We start from the raw sequence: 15,382 nt of genomic DNA, 5'->3' as shown, positions 1-15,382 counted from the left end.
TCCCCCGTCGTTATCTTATTTATTGATCTTGTAATATGATTTATACCATTTCACAAACTGAGCCAAACCCTTTTCAATACTTGTACTCGGTTTAAAACCAATATCTTTCTCAAGATCGCTGACATCCGCATAGGTTATCAACACATCACCTGGTTGCATCTCCATAAATATTTTTTCCGCTTTCATCCCCAGTTGATCTTCTAAGATCGTAATGAAGTGCATTAAATCTACCGGACTGTTATTTCCGATATTATAGATCTTATACGGTGCAAAACTTGTGCTTAAATCATCTACGCGTTCATCCCAATTCTCATTGGCAATGGGAATTTTATCAATTAATTGGCTGATACTCCGTACAATATCGTCTACATAAGTAAAGTCCCTTTTCATTTCACCGTGATTAAAAACCTTTATCGGTGTTCCTGACAAGATATCCTTAACGAAGGAAAAATAAGCCATGTCCGGTCTTCCATACGGTCCATAGACCGTGAAAAACCGCAATCCCGTTGTTGGAATATTATATAAATGGCTGTATGTATGTGCCATCAGTTCGTTCGCTTTTTTTGTTGCCGCATAAAGGGAAACCGGATGATCAACATTATGGTTCGTAGAAAATGGCACAACTTTATTTCCACCATAAACAGAACTTGACGAAGCATATATTAGATGCCTAACCGGGTAATTGCGACATGCTTCAAGTACATTCATAAATCCGATGAGATTTGAATCAAGATAGGCATAGGGATTGCTAATCGAAAAACGAACTCCCGCCTGGGCTGCCAAATTAATTACATACTCTGGACGATGTGTTTCAAAAATCTTATCAACTGAAGGCTTATCTTTTAAATCAGCCTTGTAAAATAAAAATTGTTTATGTGCTTCCAAAATTGCTAATCGATCTTTCTTTAACGATTGTTCATAATAATCGTTCAGATTATCAACGCCTACAATTTGATGATTCTGTCTAAGCATTAAATTCGCCAAATGAAAACCAATAAAGCCTGCTACCCCAGTAATTAGTATCTTCATTTTTACAACCGCCTTTATTATCGACTTGTTTTTTTTGATAGATAATTTATATTTTACCCTTTTTGCTCCCATCTTACCAGTTTTTTAATTAATATTCATTCCGATAAAATAGTTTTCCATTTTTATATTGTTTTATCATAACTTAAAAAAAGCCCTGTTTAAAACAAGACTTTTCAAAACTTTTATTTTTGAGATTGTGTGAAATGATTTTGATCGATCGTTCTCTAGTCAACTTTTGCTGTCAAAAGGTTAAAGTTGTTGGCAACTACCGAGAAATCAGAACTGGCATTCAACCGCTGAAATCCGCTATACGAATTATCAGATACTTGAATTGACGTTCCTTCCGGGTTGTAAATCAAATAAGAATACGCCGTACCACTGTTCGTAAAGGTATTATTTCGAAGGACTGCCTGCGATCCCACGCCTCTGAATCCGATGCCATATTTATCAATGCTTTTGTATTTAAAGTTTGAATTTTCAACAACGACGTTGGTCGTTTTTGATGCGCTGTTAGCACTTATTAAAGGAATTTTATCCACATTCGTTACGTCCATGCCAGAAATATTTGTATCCTTTACTTCTCCGATTAACCAGAATAGTGCTCCTGCCATACCGGTTGAGTCGACAGTAACATTTGAAATATTTGACTGCGAACTGTTACCAATGCTGAACGCTCCAATATCGGAGGTCGATGGTATGGCTCCGCTGATATTTACATCGTTTATGCTTAAGTTATTTGCATTTACAATTTTGAATCCCAGACTACTGCCTTCGATGCTTAATCCTCTGATGGTAACGTTATTCGCACCGGTATTGATGTGCATACCGACGACACTGTTTTTAATACGACAGTTCTCAAAAACGATATGATCAGGAGCGGTAGGGAATTTGTCATTGCCAGCCACCGCAATTCCTCCTCCAGAAGCATTGTTAAACTCGACATTTCCAAAGTAAAAATGACTGTTATCACCGCGGATGTATGCCGAATGTAACCATTTTGTTCCGCCCTCGCTCGAATTCAAAACACTGTCTGTCATCGTAAAGTTATTGGTTCCTGAAATTTGAATCGGCATGCCAGATTTATCAATTTTCAGATTGCTGATGGTAATTCCAGTATTTCGAGTACTTCCAGATTGCCCCATTTTTATGCCAACATACATACTGTCCATAGCGACATCTTTGATCGTCAGGTTACTGATCCCCTGAAAAAACATCCCCTGCACATTACTGATCATGCTGTTTGCATAATAATCGGTTCCAGCGATCGTGTTTTGAGATTTTAGTGTCAATCCTTCAATGGTTACGTTTGAAATATATGATGCGGGATTCGACCATAGAATATTTGCAACTGCTGACTGCTGGGGCGCCATGTATAAAGTCGCGCCATAGCCGCTAATTTTTGTATTATTCTTTAATTCCAGTTGACTCGTAACCATATAGGTTGCAGCAGGCATTGTTAAGGTTACATTTTTACTACTTGCCTCGTTAATGGCTTTTTGTATCGCTGATGTATCATCACTGACACCATCGCCTTTCGCACCAAAATCTCTGACGTTGACTTCCTGACTCACTGGTGGGGTTGGTTCTGTGACTCCTGGGTCTGTGACTCCTGGGTCTGTGACTCCTGGGTCTGTGACCACTGGGTCTGTAACCACTGGGTCTGTAACCACTGGGTCTGCGGGTTCGTTGGCTACTCCAGCTGACTGCTTTTCAATGATGATTTCAATTGCCTCTAAGCGCAGACTTTTTCCTTCCGAGCCTGAGAGTGCCCCGTCTGACACCCAACCTTGAACCCAACCTTCATTTTGAATATGGGTTCGGTATTTAACAGAATAATTTGCTGCATTCTCACCGGTTAATCTAATCTGGATTCCTTCCAGCCGAAATCCTTCGCCTTCAGATCCTGAAAATTCTCCGTTTGTAGCCCATTCCTGCTCCCATCCCTTATTTTGCACATGTGTCCGATATTCAATTTCTAACCCTGAGGGGACGCTTCCAGTCAGATTTATTTTTATTCCCTCGAGGCGATATCCCTTTCCTTCTGAACCGGAGAGTTCACCACTACTCATCCAGCCCTGTGACCAACCTTCATTTTGTATATGGGTCTGATAGGTGACTCCAGGTAATTCAGTCGCTTCGGTATCGATGGTTGCTGCTAAAACGTTCGAAGAAAAAACGCTACTTAACATCAATAGGATTACCACCACACTTACACAAATTTTCTTTGCGCGATGATCCAAACTATAACTCATTTTTTTGCTCCTTTCGGCAACCGGCTACCTTTCTCTTTGAGTTAAGGCCCTTAGTTTTGCGTCCCAACTTTTCAATTGGTTTGCCTTTATCGTGGACAAAATTGTTAATATTCGACCACTTTAATTTGTAAAATAAAGCCTTGTTCAAAAGAGCAAGGCTTTTAGTAATTGCTTTATTGAATTAATACGATAAACGATATGTCCATTTTTAAAATCGATTAGTCAACTTTTGCTGACAGAAGGTTGAAATTATTGGTAGCTACTGAAAAGTCCGAGCTGGAAGTCAAGCTTTGGAATCCGCTGTAAGAATTGTCAGATACCTGAATAGCTGTTCCTTCGGGATTGTAGATCAGATAAGAATATTCAGCACCGTTATTTACAAAGGTATTGTTTTGAAGCACTGCTTGTGAACCAACGCCTCTGAAACCAATTCCGTATTTATCGATATTGTTATATTCAAAACTGGAGTTTTCTACAACAACATTGGTCGTTTGAGACGCGCTGTTGGCACTAATCAAGGGAATCTTATCCACATTCGTTACATTCATTCCAGAAACGTTAGTATCTTTTACTTCACCAATTAGCCAGAATAAGGCTCCTGCCATACCATTGGCATCGACTGTAACATTTTCTATATTTGCTTGATAACTATTATTAATAATGAATGCACCAAGATCAGTAGTTGATGGCATCGCACCGCTAATGTTTACATCTTTGATATTCAGGTTGTTTGCATCCGTTATCTTAAACCCCAAACTGCTTCCTTCGATGGTTAAACCTGAGATACTCACATTGTTTGCACCAGTATTGACGTGCATACCGACAACACTGTTTTTAATACGACAATTCTCAAAGACAATATGATCGGGTGCAGTGGGGAATTTATCATTGCCAGCTACTGCAATACCGCCACCAGGGGCATTATTAAATTCAACATTGTTAAAAAGGAAATTACTGTTATCGCCTCGGATGTATGCTGCATGAAGCCACTTCGTTCCGCCAGAATTGGCATTCAGAATGCTATCTGTCATGATTAAATCGTTGGTACCAGAAACCTGAACAGGCATGCCAGTTCTATCGATATTGAGGTTGCTGACAGTAACTCCCTGATTCCGGTTGCTTCCAGATTGTCCCATTTTTAAGCCTACATACATACTATCCATCGAAACATCTTTGATCGTCAGGTTACTGATGCCCTGAAAAAACATCCCCTGAACGTTGCTGATCATGCTGTTTGCGTAATACTCGGCACCTGCAATCGTGTTTTGAGATTCTAGTTTCAATCCTTCGATCGTTACATTAGAAATATACGAATCTGGATTTGACCATAAAATATTGGCAACTGTTGACTGCTGGGGTGCCATGTACAAGGTTGCACCATAGCCGCTGATTTTTGTATTGTTCTTCATTTCCAATTGACTCGTAACCACATAGGTTGCCGCCGGAATTAACAAGGTGACATTTTTACTGCTTGCCTCGTTAATGGCTTTTTGAATGGCCAAGGTATCATCGCTGATACCATCCCCTTTCGCTCCAAAATCTTTGACGCTGACTTCCTGACTGACAGGTGTCGTTGGTTCTGTAACTTCTGGTTCTGTCACTATCGGTTCTGTGACTACCGGTTCTGTGACTACCGGTTCTGTCACTACCGGTTCTGTCACTACCGGTTCTGTCACTACCGGTTCTGTCACTACCGGTTGAGTAATTCTAATCGGTCTTCTTGGGGGTCTAACTCTGGCAGCAAACGCTGAATTTACTGGCATCGCACTGAATAATACAAATAGTGTGACTAAAAAAACAGATAACTTTTTCATGATGGTATTCCTTTCGGTAGCTGGCTGCCATTTTACAGGCCCTTAGCTTTGCGTCCCAACTTTTCAATTGGTTTGCCTTTATCGTTGGATAACGATGAATTCAGAACAAAAATAATTTCAAATAAAAAACTTCCCCTTCGGTAACTGGCTGCCATTTTACAGGCCCTTTAGTTTTGCGTCCCTGTTTTTCAACAGGTTTGCCTTTATCGTTGGAAAGTTATTCCACGATACTTATTAACTTAACTCTGTTTTTTTGTTGATACCTTCCTTTCGTTAGCTACCTACCGACTTATAGGCACTAAACTTTACGCCACTGAATTTTAACAGGTCCGTATTTACTCCTAGAAAATAAAACTGTAATTAATACAACTCAATCATTAGTTGTCATCTATTAAACGTCTCTTAAACCTATGCATTTGATAAATATGCGATCATTTTTTGTAACTATTAAAATGAAAGCAGGAGAATATTCGAATATTAAAGTATTTACTTTTACGAAGTCACTATATCACATATCCAGAGATTAGTCAATACCTGTTGGATGCTTTATATTAATAATATTTTAATACTTAATTGATTTTCCTAGATTCTTGCGTAATAATCAATTTTTGGGGCAAATAAAGAGTATATAAAAAATATCCAATAAATCCGAACTCAAAATATTAATTTATAGGAGTAAAATCAGTGCTAAAAAAAATAAAATTTCTACTCATTACAATGGATAAACGCTTTTTTAAAGGCATTTTCAAAGCATTTTATACACGTCATTTACAGTACCGAGGAAAAGCATACTGTCTAACCAATGAATTATACTTTCCTCCTCATACATCTTCAAACAAGAACATACGTATTGGACCTGCTGGAGAATTATTGGCTATCGGTGGCGATTTAACTCCAGAACGAATTATTTACGCTTTTAAAAACGGAATCTATCCATCATCACTCATTAATCAGCCAATTCTCTGGTGGACATCAGAAATTCGTTGTGTGCTGTTTCCTGATCAGGTTCATATTTCAAAAGTTATGTGGCGACTAATCAAGCATAATAGTTTTTATCTGACGGTAGACAGAGCTTTTATTGACGTTGTAAATGGGTGCACTGAATCAAGAGAAAACTACACTTGGCTAACACCTGAACGTAGAAAATCCTGCTGTGTTTTGCATGACTTAGGTTACAAACACTCCATCGAAGTTTGGTATAACAAAAAACTGGTTGCCGGTTTGTTTGGATTCGCCTTTGGCTCCTATTTCCATATTTCCTCAATGTTTACACGAATTAATCACGCTTCAAAATTTGCAATGATCGCTCTAGCCATTCGACTGGAAGAATTGAATTATGCAATCCTGGACTGCGGAACTTGGCCAACTGATCACCTGAAAAGTATGGGCGCTGTCATTATTGATCGTGATCAGTTTCTTGAGCTGTTGGACCAAAGTATTAAGGCTCCTGAAGTCATCGAAGATTGGGAAAGCTTGTTTGAAGATTGGGACTTTTGCCAAGCCGTAAAAAACCACTTTGTCAAAAATAAGCATGATACAATTTCATAAATCTGTATCAAACCTTGCCTAAAAGCGCTAGCCCCTGCCGTCAATTAGATCATATTCCGTTAGTAGCGCTTTAACCTGCGTCAATGAATTAAACATCAGCACATCTATGATCGATAAATTGGGAACAAATGTATTGTAATACTGCCGATAGTGTAGCGATTCTCGCGTTTTAATAAACTTTAAAAGAATTCCGTTTTTTTTAAATTGCTCTGCTGAATAAAGATCCATTCCACCAATTGAATTTATATAACGATTTGCTTTGAGTTCTTTGCATACGTAGATAACAGAATCCTGATAGTTCAGTTCAGGTGAAAGCTTGAAACTCGATTCGATGATCATCTCTGTCTTAATATCCAGATATGCACAAATTTCCGTAATGCTATTTATTAAATATTTTGCCACATTATTATCATCATAATTTATGATTGTTTCAATAAGTGGATAAACCGTTTTAAATTCCGGTGCCTTACGATAAGAATTCACAATCTTATTCAGAAAGGTAGACCTCCCCTTTGTTCCTTCCTGAATTGCGAAGCTGCGCTCATTGATTTTTAGGACGTAACTATCTTTATTTAATGGCAGCGTAATCATCGACGGCGCTCCATTTAATAATATCCGGTTTCTGTGAATCCATCCTTGTTTTATAAATTGCACATCATCAGCAATAACGAAACAATCCGAACAATTGATCATTTGATAATACCCAATGTAGGGGAATAGATAGGGTTGCATTATTGAAATATCCACTTTATTTCCTCACTTTTTTATTCAGACTGATTTTTTCCTAGCCGCTAAAGAAACTCCCTTTATATCGTCAGCTTATTTGCGCTTATTTCGATTAACCAGCAGTTCTTTTCCGGTTACTAATAAATATGTTAAGCATTCAAAATTTAATAATTTTGCCATCCCAAAATAAAAGCTAATCCCAATAGTTACCTGAATTATCAGGGTTAATCCAGGCGTCATATTGAACCATGAAACAAAGTAAATAATTATCCCCATTACCACCGACAATAGAAGTGAAGGCATCACGTCTTTCATCTGTTGCATATAACTATAATCCAACAGCATTTTGTTAGGATAAGCATTTATAAACGATGAGGCGACACTGCTAAAAAACATTCCGGCCGCAATGGCATAAATACCATAAAAAAGAGAGATCCCCAAAATCACCAGGCTGACTGCATTTTTAATAATTTCCAGTTTTAGGAATATATCACTTCGCCCTAAGGCATTAATTGCCTGAAGATTAGCCGTATGAATCGGGAGTAAAGCATAAGCAGCACAGGAGATCTGTAAGAACGGAACGCATGGCAACCATTTTTCAGTCAATAAAATGATTACCAGAGGTTCTGCAATCACCGCCAGCCCAACCATCATAGGAAAGATAAAAAACGCACTGGTAACGATCGCTCTTCTAACCATTTCTTTAACGCGATGCAAATTATCTTGTTTGAGGGCAAGGGCTGGGAACATAACCGATTGGATTGAGCCATTAATATTTGCGACAATTAGTGACGGAAATTGTTGCCCGCGGTTAAAATAGCCCAACATGGCCGGATTATATATTTTTGCGACGAATAAACTTTGGATATTGGTGTATAACATATTGATGAGCGCTGAAACTAATAACTTCCAACCATATGAAAAAAGCCCCTTTAAACTTGCTAAGGAGAAAATAAAACCTGGCCGCCACTTCACTGTAAACCATAGAATCAAAGCCACAATGAATTGATTAGTTAGCTGCTGAGCCACTAACGCCCATGCTCCAAAGCCATTGTAGGCCATTGCAATACCGACTATCCCAGAAACCACAACCGCCCCTAAACTGCTGTAAAACAGTTTTCTGAATGCCAGATTTCTGGCGACCACTGCATTTTGAATTGAATTCAAGCCGCCTAAAAACAGTGTAAGTGATAAGACCCGAAGTAGTGGTGTAAGCATTTTATTCTCAAAATATCCAGCCATCAGTGGCGCCCCAAAAAACAAGGCCACATAAAACACCCCGGCAACGGCTAGACTTAAGAAAAACACGGATGAGAAATCCGATTCATTTGCATCTTTCTTTTGTATCAACGCAGTGTTAAATCCGTATTGAACAAACACATTCGCAAATGAAATAAATATTGCAATTAAGGCAATTGTTCCATATTCTTCTGGCAAGATAAGACGGGCCAGGATAATTTGTACAATAAATTGTATTCCCTGAGTTCCCAGTCGCTCCAAAAATTTCCAGACTAAAGATGCAATCACTTTAGATTTTATTTGCTTATCATCCATAATCCCTCTTCCAGATTCATTTATTTGATCTGTTATTTTTAGCTACAAACTTTCTAATCATCTGATCTTTTACAATATTAATAAAATCTCTGAAATCTTCAGGCATGTATTTAAGTATAAAAAACTTAAACGCAACAAGATACATCAAGCCCACTGCTAGAGTCATGACAATCAGCCTTAACAGAGCAGATGGCAAATTTGCCACTGGGCTACTTATCATATAACTGATTGCGCCGATTAGTATGCTGACAAGAATAATCGGGGCCAGATATCCTAACAGTTCCCGCATTTTTAATGCGACTAAGTGTCCAATCAGCAACGTCATAATAAAATAGTTGATAATAATCGCAATTGTGGTTGTCACAGCAACACCTGCTATTCCCCATTGTTTACCGATATATGCACCTCCAATAATCAGGGTTGCATAAGCAATCTGTACCCATAACCGTTTGTAGATAGCACCTAAAGAACGTACCAATGCGTCACCAATTTTATAAGCCATTCTAAAAAACAGACTTATTATCAGTATCTTAAAGGGCATTATGGTCTGCTCCCATTTCGGCCCTAAAACCACTTGCACTAAATCGGCTCCCATCGTCAGCGACACAATCGTAATTGGAAAAGCCAGAATGGCAATCAGGGCTGTTAAATTCAATACCACATACCTGATTTTTTCATGTTCATCCTGATACCTCGCCAAAAGCGGAAACAAAACCCGTTCCATCACTGTTGCAATCAGATTTGTGGGCACTAATAACAATTGGTATGCCCGGTTGTAAAACCCTAAAGCCGCACTTCCAAGCGTTTGACTTACAACAAAATAGTCACCCTGATTTGCGATGTTATTAAAAACTTTTGAAAGAGCGAATCCGGTGCCAAAATTAAGCAGTTCTTTTGCCGATTCTTTTTCGATCCGCAAACGAAATTTGATAGGCTTATTGATTAGCGACAGGATTGTTTGTATCATTACACTAAGAATCTGTGCAAATACCAACGCCCAGGCGCCAAATCCATTAAAAGCAAGTGTTATCGCAACGATTCCATTGGTTAAAGCAGCAACCGTATTAATGATACTGATCACTTTAAATTGCATTTCTTTTTGAAGTAAAGCTTCTGACACCCCTGAAATACTGTGAATGACAAACACGATCGAAAGTACTCGCAGCATGATCACGTCATCTGATCCAACAATCCCGGCAATAAAGGATGCAAAAATGAAAATAGTCGCATAAATAATGAGACCCAGGATCAGGTTTAAAGTATTGCCAGTTGCAATATAATCGTTATTTAACTGTTTTTTTTGGACAATCGCACTTCCTACCCCCATCATCCAAAATATTTCCGCAAAACTGATGATAATCTGGATTGTTGCCACCTGCCCAAACGCTTCCGGTCGTAATAATCTGGATAAGGTCATTGTGATAAGCAACCGGATAACAACACTGGTCAGTCCCATAATTGTCATCCAATAAACGCCTAAAAATGCTTTATCTTTATTCGATTCCTTCATCGCTTATACCTGCCTTCACTTTTTGCTTATCGACTGCTTAATTATTCCTTGTTAATGCTATTTATGTTTTAATATCGATATTTTAAGGGAACTCAGAACCTATCAATCCATTAAAACTGTTCATCCATTAAAACGGCCTTGTTCATAATAAGCTCTTAATAATCCCACAAATTCGATCAACATCCTTTAACTCTAAATCCGCATAAAGCGGTAGCGTCAGAACGCGTTCAGCCGTTTTTTTTGCGACTGGCGTCAGACTCGAATCAAATTGGCTGGCATAGCATTCGTAGTCAGTGATCAGTGGATAAAAGTACTTCCGGGGAATAATATGATTATTTTCCAGCGCCTCGAAAATACAATCCCGTAAATTTTCTTTTCCATCGAACACGATTGGGAAGTATGCGTAATTGCTCTTAACACCTGATTGTGGTTTGATTAGCTTAAGCCCTTTTACATTTCCCAGATTCTCTTTATAGCGTTTATCCACTTGCTGACGTTTTCTGATTTCTTCGTCGATATGTAAAAGGTTACAAATCCCCATTGCGGCCTGAAATTCATTCATTTTAGCATTGCCGCCAACAAACTCCACGGATTCGGGTCCCGTTATGCCAAAATTCTTAAGAAAATACAGGATCTTCTTTAGTTCCTCATTGTTATAAGTTACGGCGCCACCTTCGATGGTGTTAAAAACCTTTGTGGCGTGAAAACTAAAAATTGATGCATCACCAAAATTTCCAATTCCGATATTATTTAGCGTTACCCCGAAAGCATGTGCTGCGTCATAGATTACCTTTAAATTATATTTTTTAGCAAGGCTATCAATCGCTTCCACATCACAGACATTTCCATATAAGTGAACGGGAACAATTGCACATGTTTTTTCAGTAATTAAAGCTTCGATCTTTTTCACATCAATATTATAGTCGTCCTCATTAATATCACAAAATACTGGCTTCAAGCCATTTCTGACGATTGCATGGGTTGTCGATGCAAAGGTAAAAGGCGTCGTAATCACCTCTCCTTGTAAATCAAAGGCAGCAATTGCACATTCAAGAGCAAGATGCCCATTTGCCAATAGTGTTACCATGTTTACATTTAAATAGTCTCTTAAACACTTTGCGAATTTCTTGTGCTTTTCGCCCATATTTGTCAGCCAATGCGTCTCCCATAGATCTTTTATTTCTTCCATGAACTCGTCAAATTCTGGCATTGATGATCGTGTTACGTTAATTAGGTCTTTCATGTCATACACCTTCCCTCTGTGAAGTCAAACCATCAAAATGATTTTGTACTGCTTGATTTAAATCCCAGTTGTCTAACAAATGATCCCAATCCTCTATTACATCAGGAACGTCCTTGCTTCTATCCAAAATCTCAAGAAACTCATCCCGCGAAATAACAACGGCGCCCAGGCTTTTCATATGTTCCGTTGGCCAGATACCACAATCCATAATGGCAAAGTTCATTTCTGCTAACCGAACAGACAATGCAATATAAGCCAGTTTTGAAGTATGACTCACCCGTGCAAACATTGACTCCCCATGAAAATAAGACCCAAATGAAATTCCGAATAATCCACCGACCAGTTTTTCATCTTGCCAGACCTCAACCGAATGTGCAAATCCCAACGCATGAAGTTTATGAAAAGCTTCTACCTGTTCATGAGTTAGCCAGGTATATTTTTGTCGCGTTTCTGAGCAAGCACTAACAACATCGTAAAAAGCTTTGTCAATGGTTAATCTAAATTTATTCTGGCGGATAAGCGCCCGCATATTTTTAGGGATATGAATGTCTTTCGGATACATGACACAGTGATTCTCTGCCGTCCACCAAAGAATCGGCTGGTCCTTAAATACAACTGGATATACGCCATTTTTATACGCAAAAATGATTCGTTCCGGCTCCCAATCGCCCCCAACTGCCAATAATTCACCCTCTGGTCCCATACGGATGTCTTTATTTGCCGTATTATGGGGCGGGAAATATAAATCCTGCGTTAAAACGTATGCTTTCCCTCGATATTTGATGCGATGACTGTAAAAAGCTTTAAGTCTTCCCTTAAGGATAATATCGTCGAGTTTCAATAGTCCCGACTTAAATTTTTGTAGCGTCACCTTCACTCCTCCACTTCCATTCACAACTTTTGCCAAACGACACAATCATCAGGTTTTTTAGTCACTTAAGTCGATACTTCTTTCTCAGACTTTTATATATTTTAACTGTATGTGGAAAGTATTGTTTAATTAATATTTTAGTTTTTTCTTTCTTCCCTAACTTCTTGAAAACAGATTTAAATTTTTCCTCTTTTAATTCTTCATATCTTTCTTGTGCGATCATAATTTTAAACCGATTTAGACTCTTTTTGTTATTTATAGCCTCATTATATTGGTATTTGGTATGTTCGTTTAGATCGTCCAACATTATGTCGGTATTGTCAACGTGTTTAATTATCTTTTCAAGGTTTGACTGTTCTGTCGTTGTCCAGGAACCGCTAACGCCCTTCCGATAAGCAGCCATGTACGCATCGATGTAATATACTTTTCCTTTAAGGGCAAGATAAATAGTCAGGGGATAATCCGTTACCGGTGCTTTTTTATAAAAATCTGGTTTGCCCGCATCCAAACAGCGGGGATACATTATCGTATTTGTCGCAAACAACCCACCGCCACCTTCAATTATTTCTTCAATCGTAAATATTTTATTGCCCACATTGGGTCTAACCGATTTTATTTTACGTCCCATCACGTTAACAATATATGCCGCATGAACACAAAGTGTGCAATCAGGATGACTCTCCAAATAATCAACTTGTCTCTGAAGTTTAAGTGGGTCGGTCCAATAATCATCACCTTCACACAAGGCGATGTACTTTCCTTCTGCTCTTTCGGTATTTAAATCATCCACATCCACATCTTTGGAGTATTGATTTTCTTTTTGATAGATCGGTTTTATTAAATCCGGATATTTTTTTTCATACTCACGAATAATATCCGCCGTTCTGTCAGTCGATGCATCATCATGGATTAATATTTCATAATTAAACCTTGTTTTCTGCATGATAAAACTTTCTAAAGCCTCGGCGATATATTTCTCATGATTAAAGGTGATACAACTTACACTGACCAATATTTCATTTTTCACTAGCTAACCCCCTTACTTAAGTAATTTCGCTTTTAAATCATCTTAAATGAGCCGCGAATTCCATTAAACATCTGGCTGTTTCATTCCCTTTATATAATTTTCAAGAAGCAATACGTTTGTCTCTATCGATCCTTGGGTATTAACGGTAATACTTTCCAAGTCAAGTTCTCTGATTATTTTTCTGATTTTATTAAAATTGTTCTGCTGCATTATCAGTGTATGCATAGCGGTATCTTTTTTTAGCTTCTGTATTCTTGAAATATTTCCTTCTCTTCTTGTTAAGCGCTCAAATGACTCATTGATATCAAGATCAATATTGACAATGAAGATGCCCATATCTTTTTTTTGTGTGTATCGAATTAGTTTTTTAACATATTTTTCCGCGATCAGTTCTGACTCGAAAAGCATGGAGACCATTTGTTGCACCATGCCCTGATCAACTAAGATCACTTCTTCATCATTAGCGAGACTCTTTTTTTGATAAAAATCGAAAAGTACGATTAATGAAATTACCCTTAACCCGTTTTCGTGATTGAGTTTTTTATTTGTAATGAGGTACATCAATGCCAAATATCCGATCTTGAAGCTTGAAAGTTTTATGCTAAAAAGATATCTTACCAAACGTTTCAAATTATTCCTTGTCGGTTTTTCAATTAGCTGATGATAGGACTCAACCGTATAACTAACACCTTTCATATTCTCAATCACCCGATCAGAAAGCGTTGTTTTTCCCGAACCGGGAATGCCGTTAAACTCCAGAAAAACTACTCTATTTTTCATTAATCGCTCCATTTCCAGGCCGCCTTAAATCTTTAGGGCTATCATAATCAGCCATAATCAAAGTGCAGATTATCAAATAAAAAATGAAATTATCTCTAAAAAATAGATTTATCCCAAACCCTCGAAAAATCAGAGCCGCTAAAGGCAAAAGACATAGCATTCGTCCTTTGATTTTTACTGAAAATGGTTTAAAGATTGAGTTTAGCACATTTAAGTAGATCATTGTTCCGACGATCCCCAGATGCACCAGGAGTTCAAGAAAATAATTATGTGCTTGTCTTAAATTGTAAGCCTCAACAGAGTAACCCACTCCAAAAATGAAAATTCGCCAGTCACTTAGATACAGCTTTAAATAATCTGACCAGATATCGGAACGACCCGTCGTAAGATCCGATAGACTTTGATCAACAAAACCACCAGCCCCTAATCGTTGGAAATAAATATCCATATAAGGTAGATTGCTAATTTGAGAAATTACAATTATTGTTAAAACGATAACTAAGGTCCCTCTCAAAACAACGTTTATGTCAAAGGATAGTCTGGTTAACCGGAATATTTTGTATATGAGATAGAGTAGAAAAACAAAGGCCATTGAAAGCATAAAAGACAGACTCAAAGAGAGTACACCAAAACCCAGTAAAACAATCACCAGAAGATAGTCAAACCATCGATGTTTTTTGCTACCAATGAAATATAAAAGCGCGGCGATTGCGATGGTTATATCCATCGTATAGAAGTTCGGATTTGTCTGAATGCCTGAAAACCGCCCCACTATATCACCATCATCTAATTTAATTCGGGTCGCTCGCATAAAACCACTTAAGCCAGGTACCCAGTCGCTAAACGTTCCTAAAACTGATGCAATTAAGATGCCGGCTACAAAAAACATCAGCAATTTCCTGACATTAATATTCTGCTTCGAGTTCATAACTAAATATGCCAACACAAAATAAATAATCAGATCTACTAATTTGATTAAATTTGAGCCACCAGTATTGAATAGGGAAAAAATAATAAACGCCAGAATC

The 15,382-nt window shown here is 38.0% G+C and carries 12 protein-coding genes and 3 riboswitches; of the genes, 1 reads left to right on the top strand and 11 read right to left on the bottom strand.

All coding sequences use genetic code 11. From position 1 onward, the window contains the following. Positions 1–15: 15 nt before the first annotated feature. From U2P91_RS02835 to U2P91_RS02825, 3 genes are all read right to left on the bottom strand, one after another. Positions 16–1,029, bottom strand: a complete 1,014-nt coding sequence (locus U2P91_RS02835; RefSeq protein ID WP_322518998.1) for an NAD-dependent epimerase — start codon at positions 1,027–1,029, stop codon at positions 16–18. A gap of 224 nt (positions 1,030–1,253) precedes the next feature. Beyond that, a complete protein-coding gene (locus tag U2P91_RS02830; RefSeq protein ID WP_111886690.1) occupies positions 1,254–3,281 on the bottom strand; it encodes a glycosyl hydrolase family 28-related protein in 2,028 nt (675 codons plus the stop codon). 12 nt (positions 3,282–3,293) lie between these two features. Beyond that, positions 3,294–3,376, bottom strand: a riboswitch (cyclic di-GMP riboswitch). Between the two features lie 123 nt (positions 3,377–3,499). Continuing rightward, positions 3,500–5,095 (bottom strand): glycosyl hydrolase family 28-related protein, encoded by a 1,596-nt coding sequence (locus U2P91_RS02825; protein WP_111886689.1) that lies wholly within the window; start codon positions 5,093–5,095, stop codon positions 3,500–3,502. 12 nt (positions 5,096–5,107) lie between these two features. Beyond that, positions 5,108–5,182: riboswitch (cyclic di-GMP riboswitch) on the bottom strand. 49 nt (positions 5,183–5,231) lie between these two features. Then, positions 5,232–5,307: riboswitch (cyclic di-GMP riboswitch) on the bottom strand. A 472-nt stretch (positions 5,308–5,779) separates the two neighbouring features. Here U2P91_RS02825 and U2P91_RS02820 point away from each other — a divergent pair. Then, a complete protein-coding gene (locus tag U2P91_RS02820) occupies positions 5,780–6,643 on the top strand; it encodes a leucyl/phenylalanyl-tRNA--protein transferase (RefSeq protein WP_111886688.1) in 864 nt (287 codons plus the stop codon). Positions 6,644–6,670: 27 nt separating this feature from the next. Here U2P91_RS02820 and U2P91_RS02815 read toward each other — a convergent pair whose 3' ends face one another. From U2P91_RS02815 to U2P91_RS02780, 8 genes are all read right to left on the bottom strand, one after another. Continuing rightward, positions 6,671–7,390 carry a WbqC family protein gene (locus tag U2P91_RS02815; protein WP_111886687.1) on the bottom strand — a complete coding sequence of 240 codons (720 nt, stop codon included), beginning with the start codon at positions 7,388–7,390 and terminating at the stop codon, positions 6,671–6,673. Positions 7,391–7,462: 72 nt separating this feature from the next. Further along, positions 7,463–8,923: a lipopolysaccharide biosynthesis protein gene (locus U2P91_RS02810; RefSeq protein ID WP_111886686.1), complete on the bottom strand. Its 1,461-nt coding sequence runs from the start codon at positions 8,921–8,923 to the stop codon at positions 7,463–7,465. A gap of 16 nt (positions 8,924–8,939) precedes the next feature. Continuing rightward, positions 8,940–10,433 carry a lipopolysaccharide biosynthesis protein gene (locus U2P91_RS02805; protein ID WP_111886685.1) on the bottom strand — a complete coding sequence of 498 codons (1,494 nt, stop codon included), beginning with the start codon at positions 10,431–10,433 and terminating at the stop codon, positions 8,940–8,942. A gap of 142 nt (positions 10,434–10,575) precedes the next feature. Further along, entirely contained in the window at positions 10,576–11,676 is a 1,101-nt protein-coding gene (locus U2P91_RS02800; protein WP_111886684.1) for a DegT/DnrJ/EryC1/StrS family aminotransferase, read from the bottom strand. Position 11,677: 1 nt separating this feature from the next. After that, the gene (gene aat / locus U2P91_RS02795; RefSeq protein ID WP_162624375.1) at positions 11,678–12,547 is read right to left on the bottom strand and encodes a leucyl/phenylalanyl-tRNA--protein transferase; all 870 of its coding nucleotides are present in this window, start codon (positions 12,545–12,547) and stop codon (positions 11,678–11,680) included. Between the two features lie 61 nt (positions 12,548–12,608). After that, positions 12,609–13,574 carry a glycosyltransferase gene (locus U2P91_RS02790; RefSeq protein WP_111886682.1) on the bottom strand — a complete coding sequence of 322 codons (966 nt, stop codon included), beginning with the start codon at positions 13,572–13,574 and terminating at the stop codon, positions 12,609–12,611. A 63-nt stretch (positions 13,575–13,637) separates the two neighbouring features. Next, entirely contained in the window at positions 13,638–14,354 is a 717-nt protein-coding gene (locus U2P91_RS02785) for a hypothetical protein (protein ID WP_162624374.1), read from the bottom strand. After that, positions 14,344–15,243: an O-antigen ligase family protein gene (locus U2P91_RS02780; RefSeq protein WP_162624373.1), complete on the bottom strand. Its 900-nt coding sequence runs from the start codon at positions 15,241–15,243 to the stop codon at positions 14,344–14,346. Before U2P91_RS02780 ends, U2P91_RS02785 begins: the two co-directional genes overlap by 11 nt. Between the last annotated feature and the right edge of the window lie 139 nt (positions 15,244–15,382).

It is taken from the genome of Acetobacterium sp. K1/6 (assembly GCF_034438075.1).
Taxonomy (GTDB): domain Bacteria; phylum Bacillota; class Clostridia; order Eubacteriales; family Eubacteriaceae; genus Acetobacterium; species Acetobacterium carbinolicum.
The sequence above is the reverse complement of the archived record's forward strand: the minus strand, read 5'-3'. Positions and strand labels throughout refer to the sequence as shown.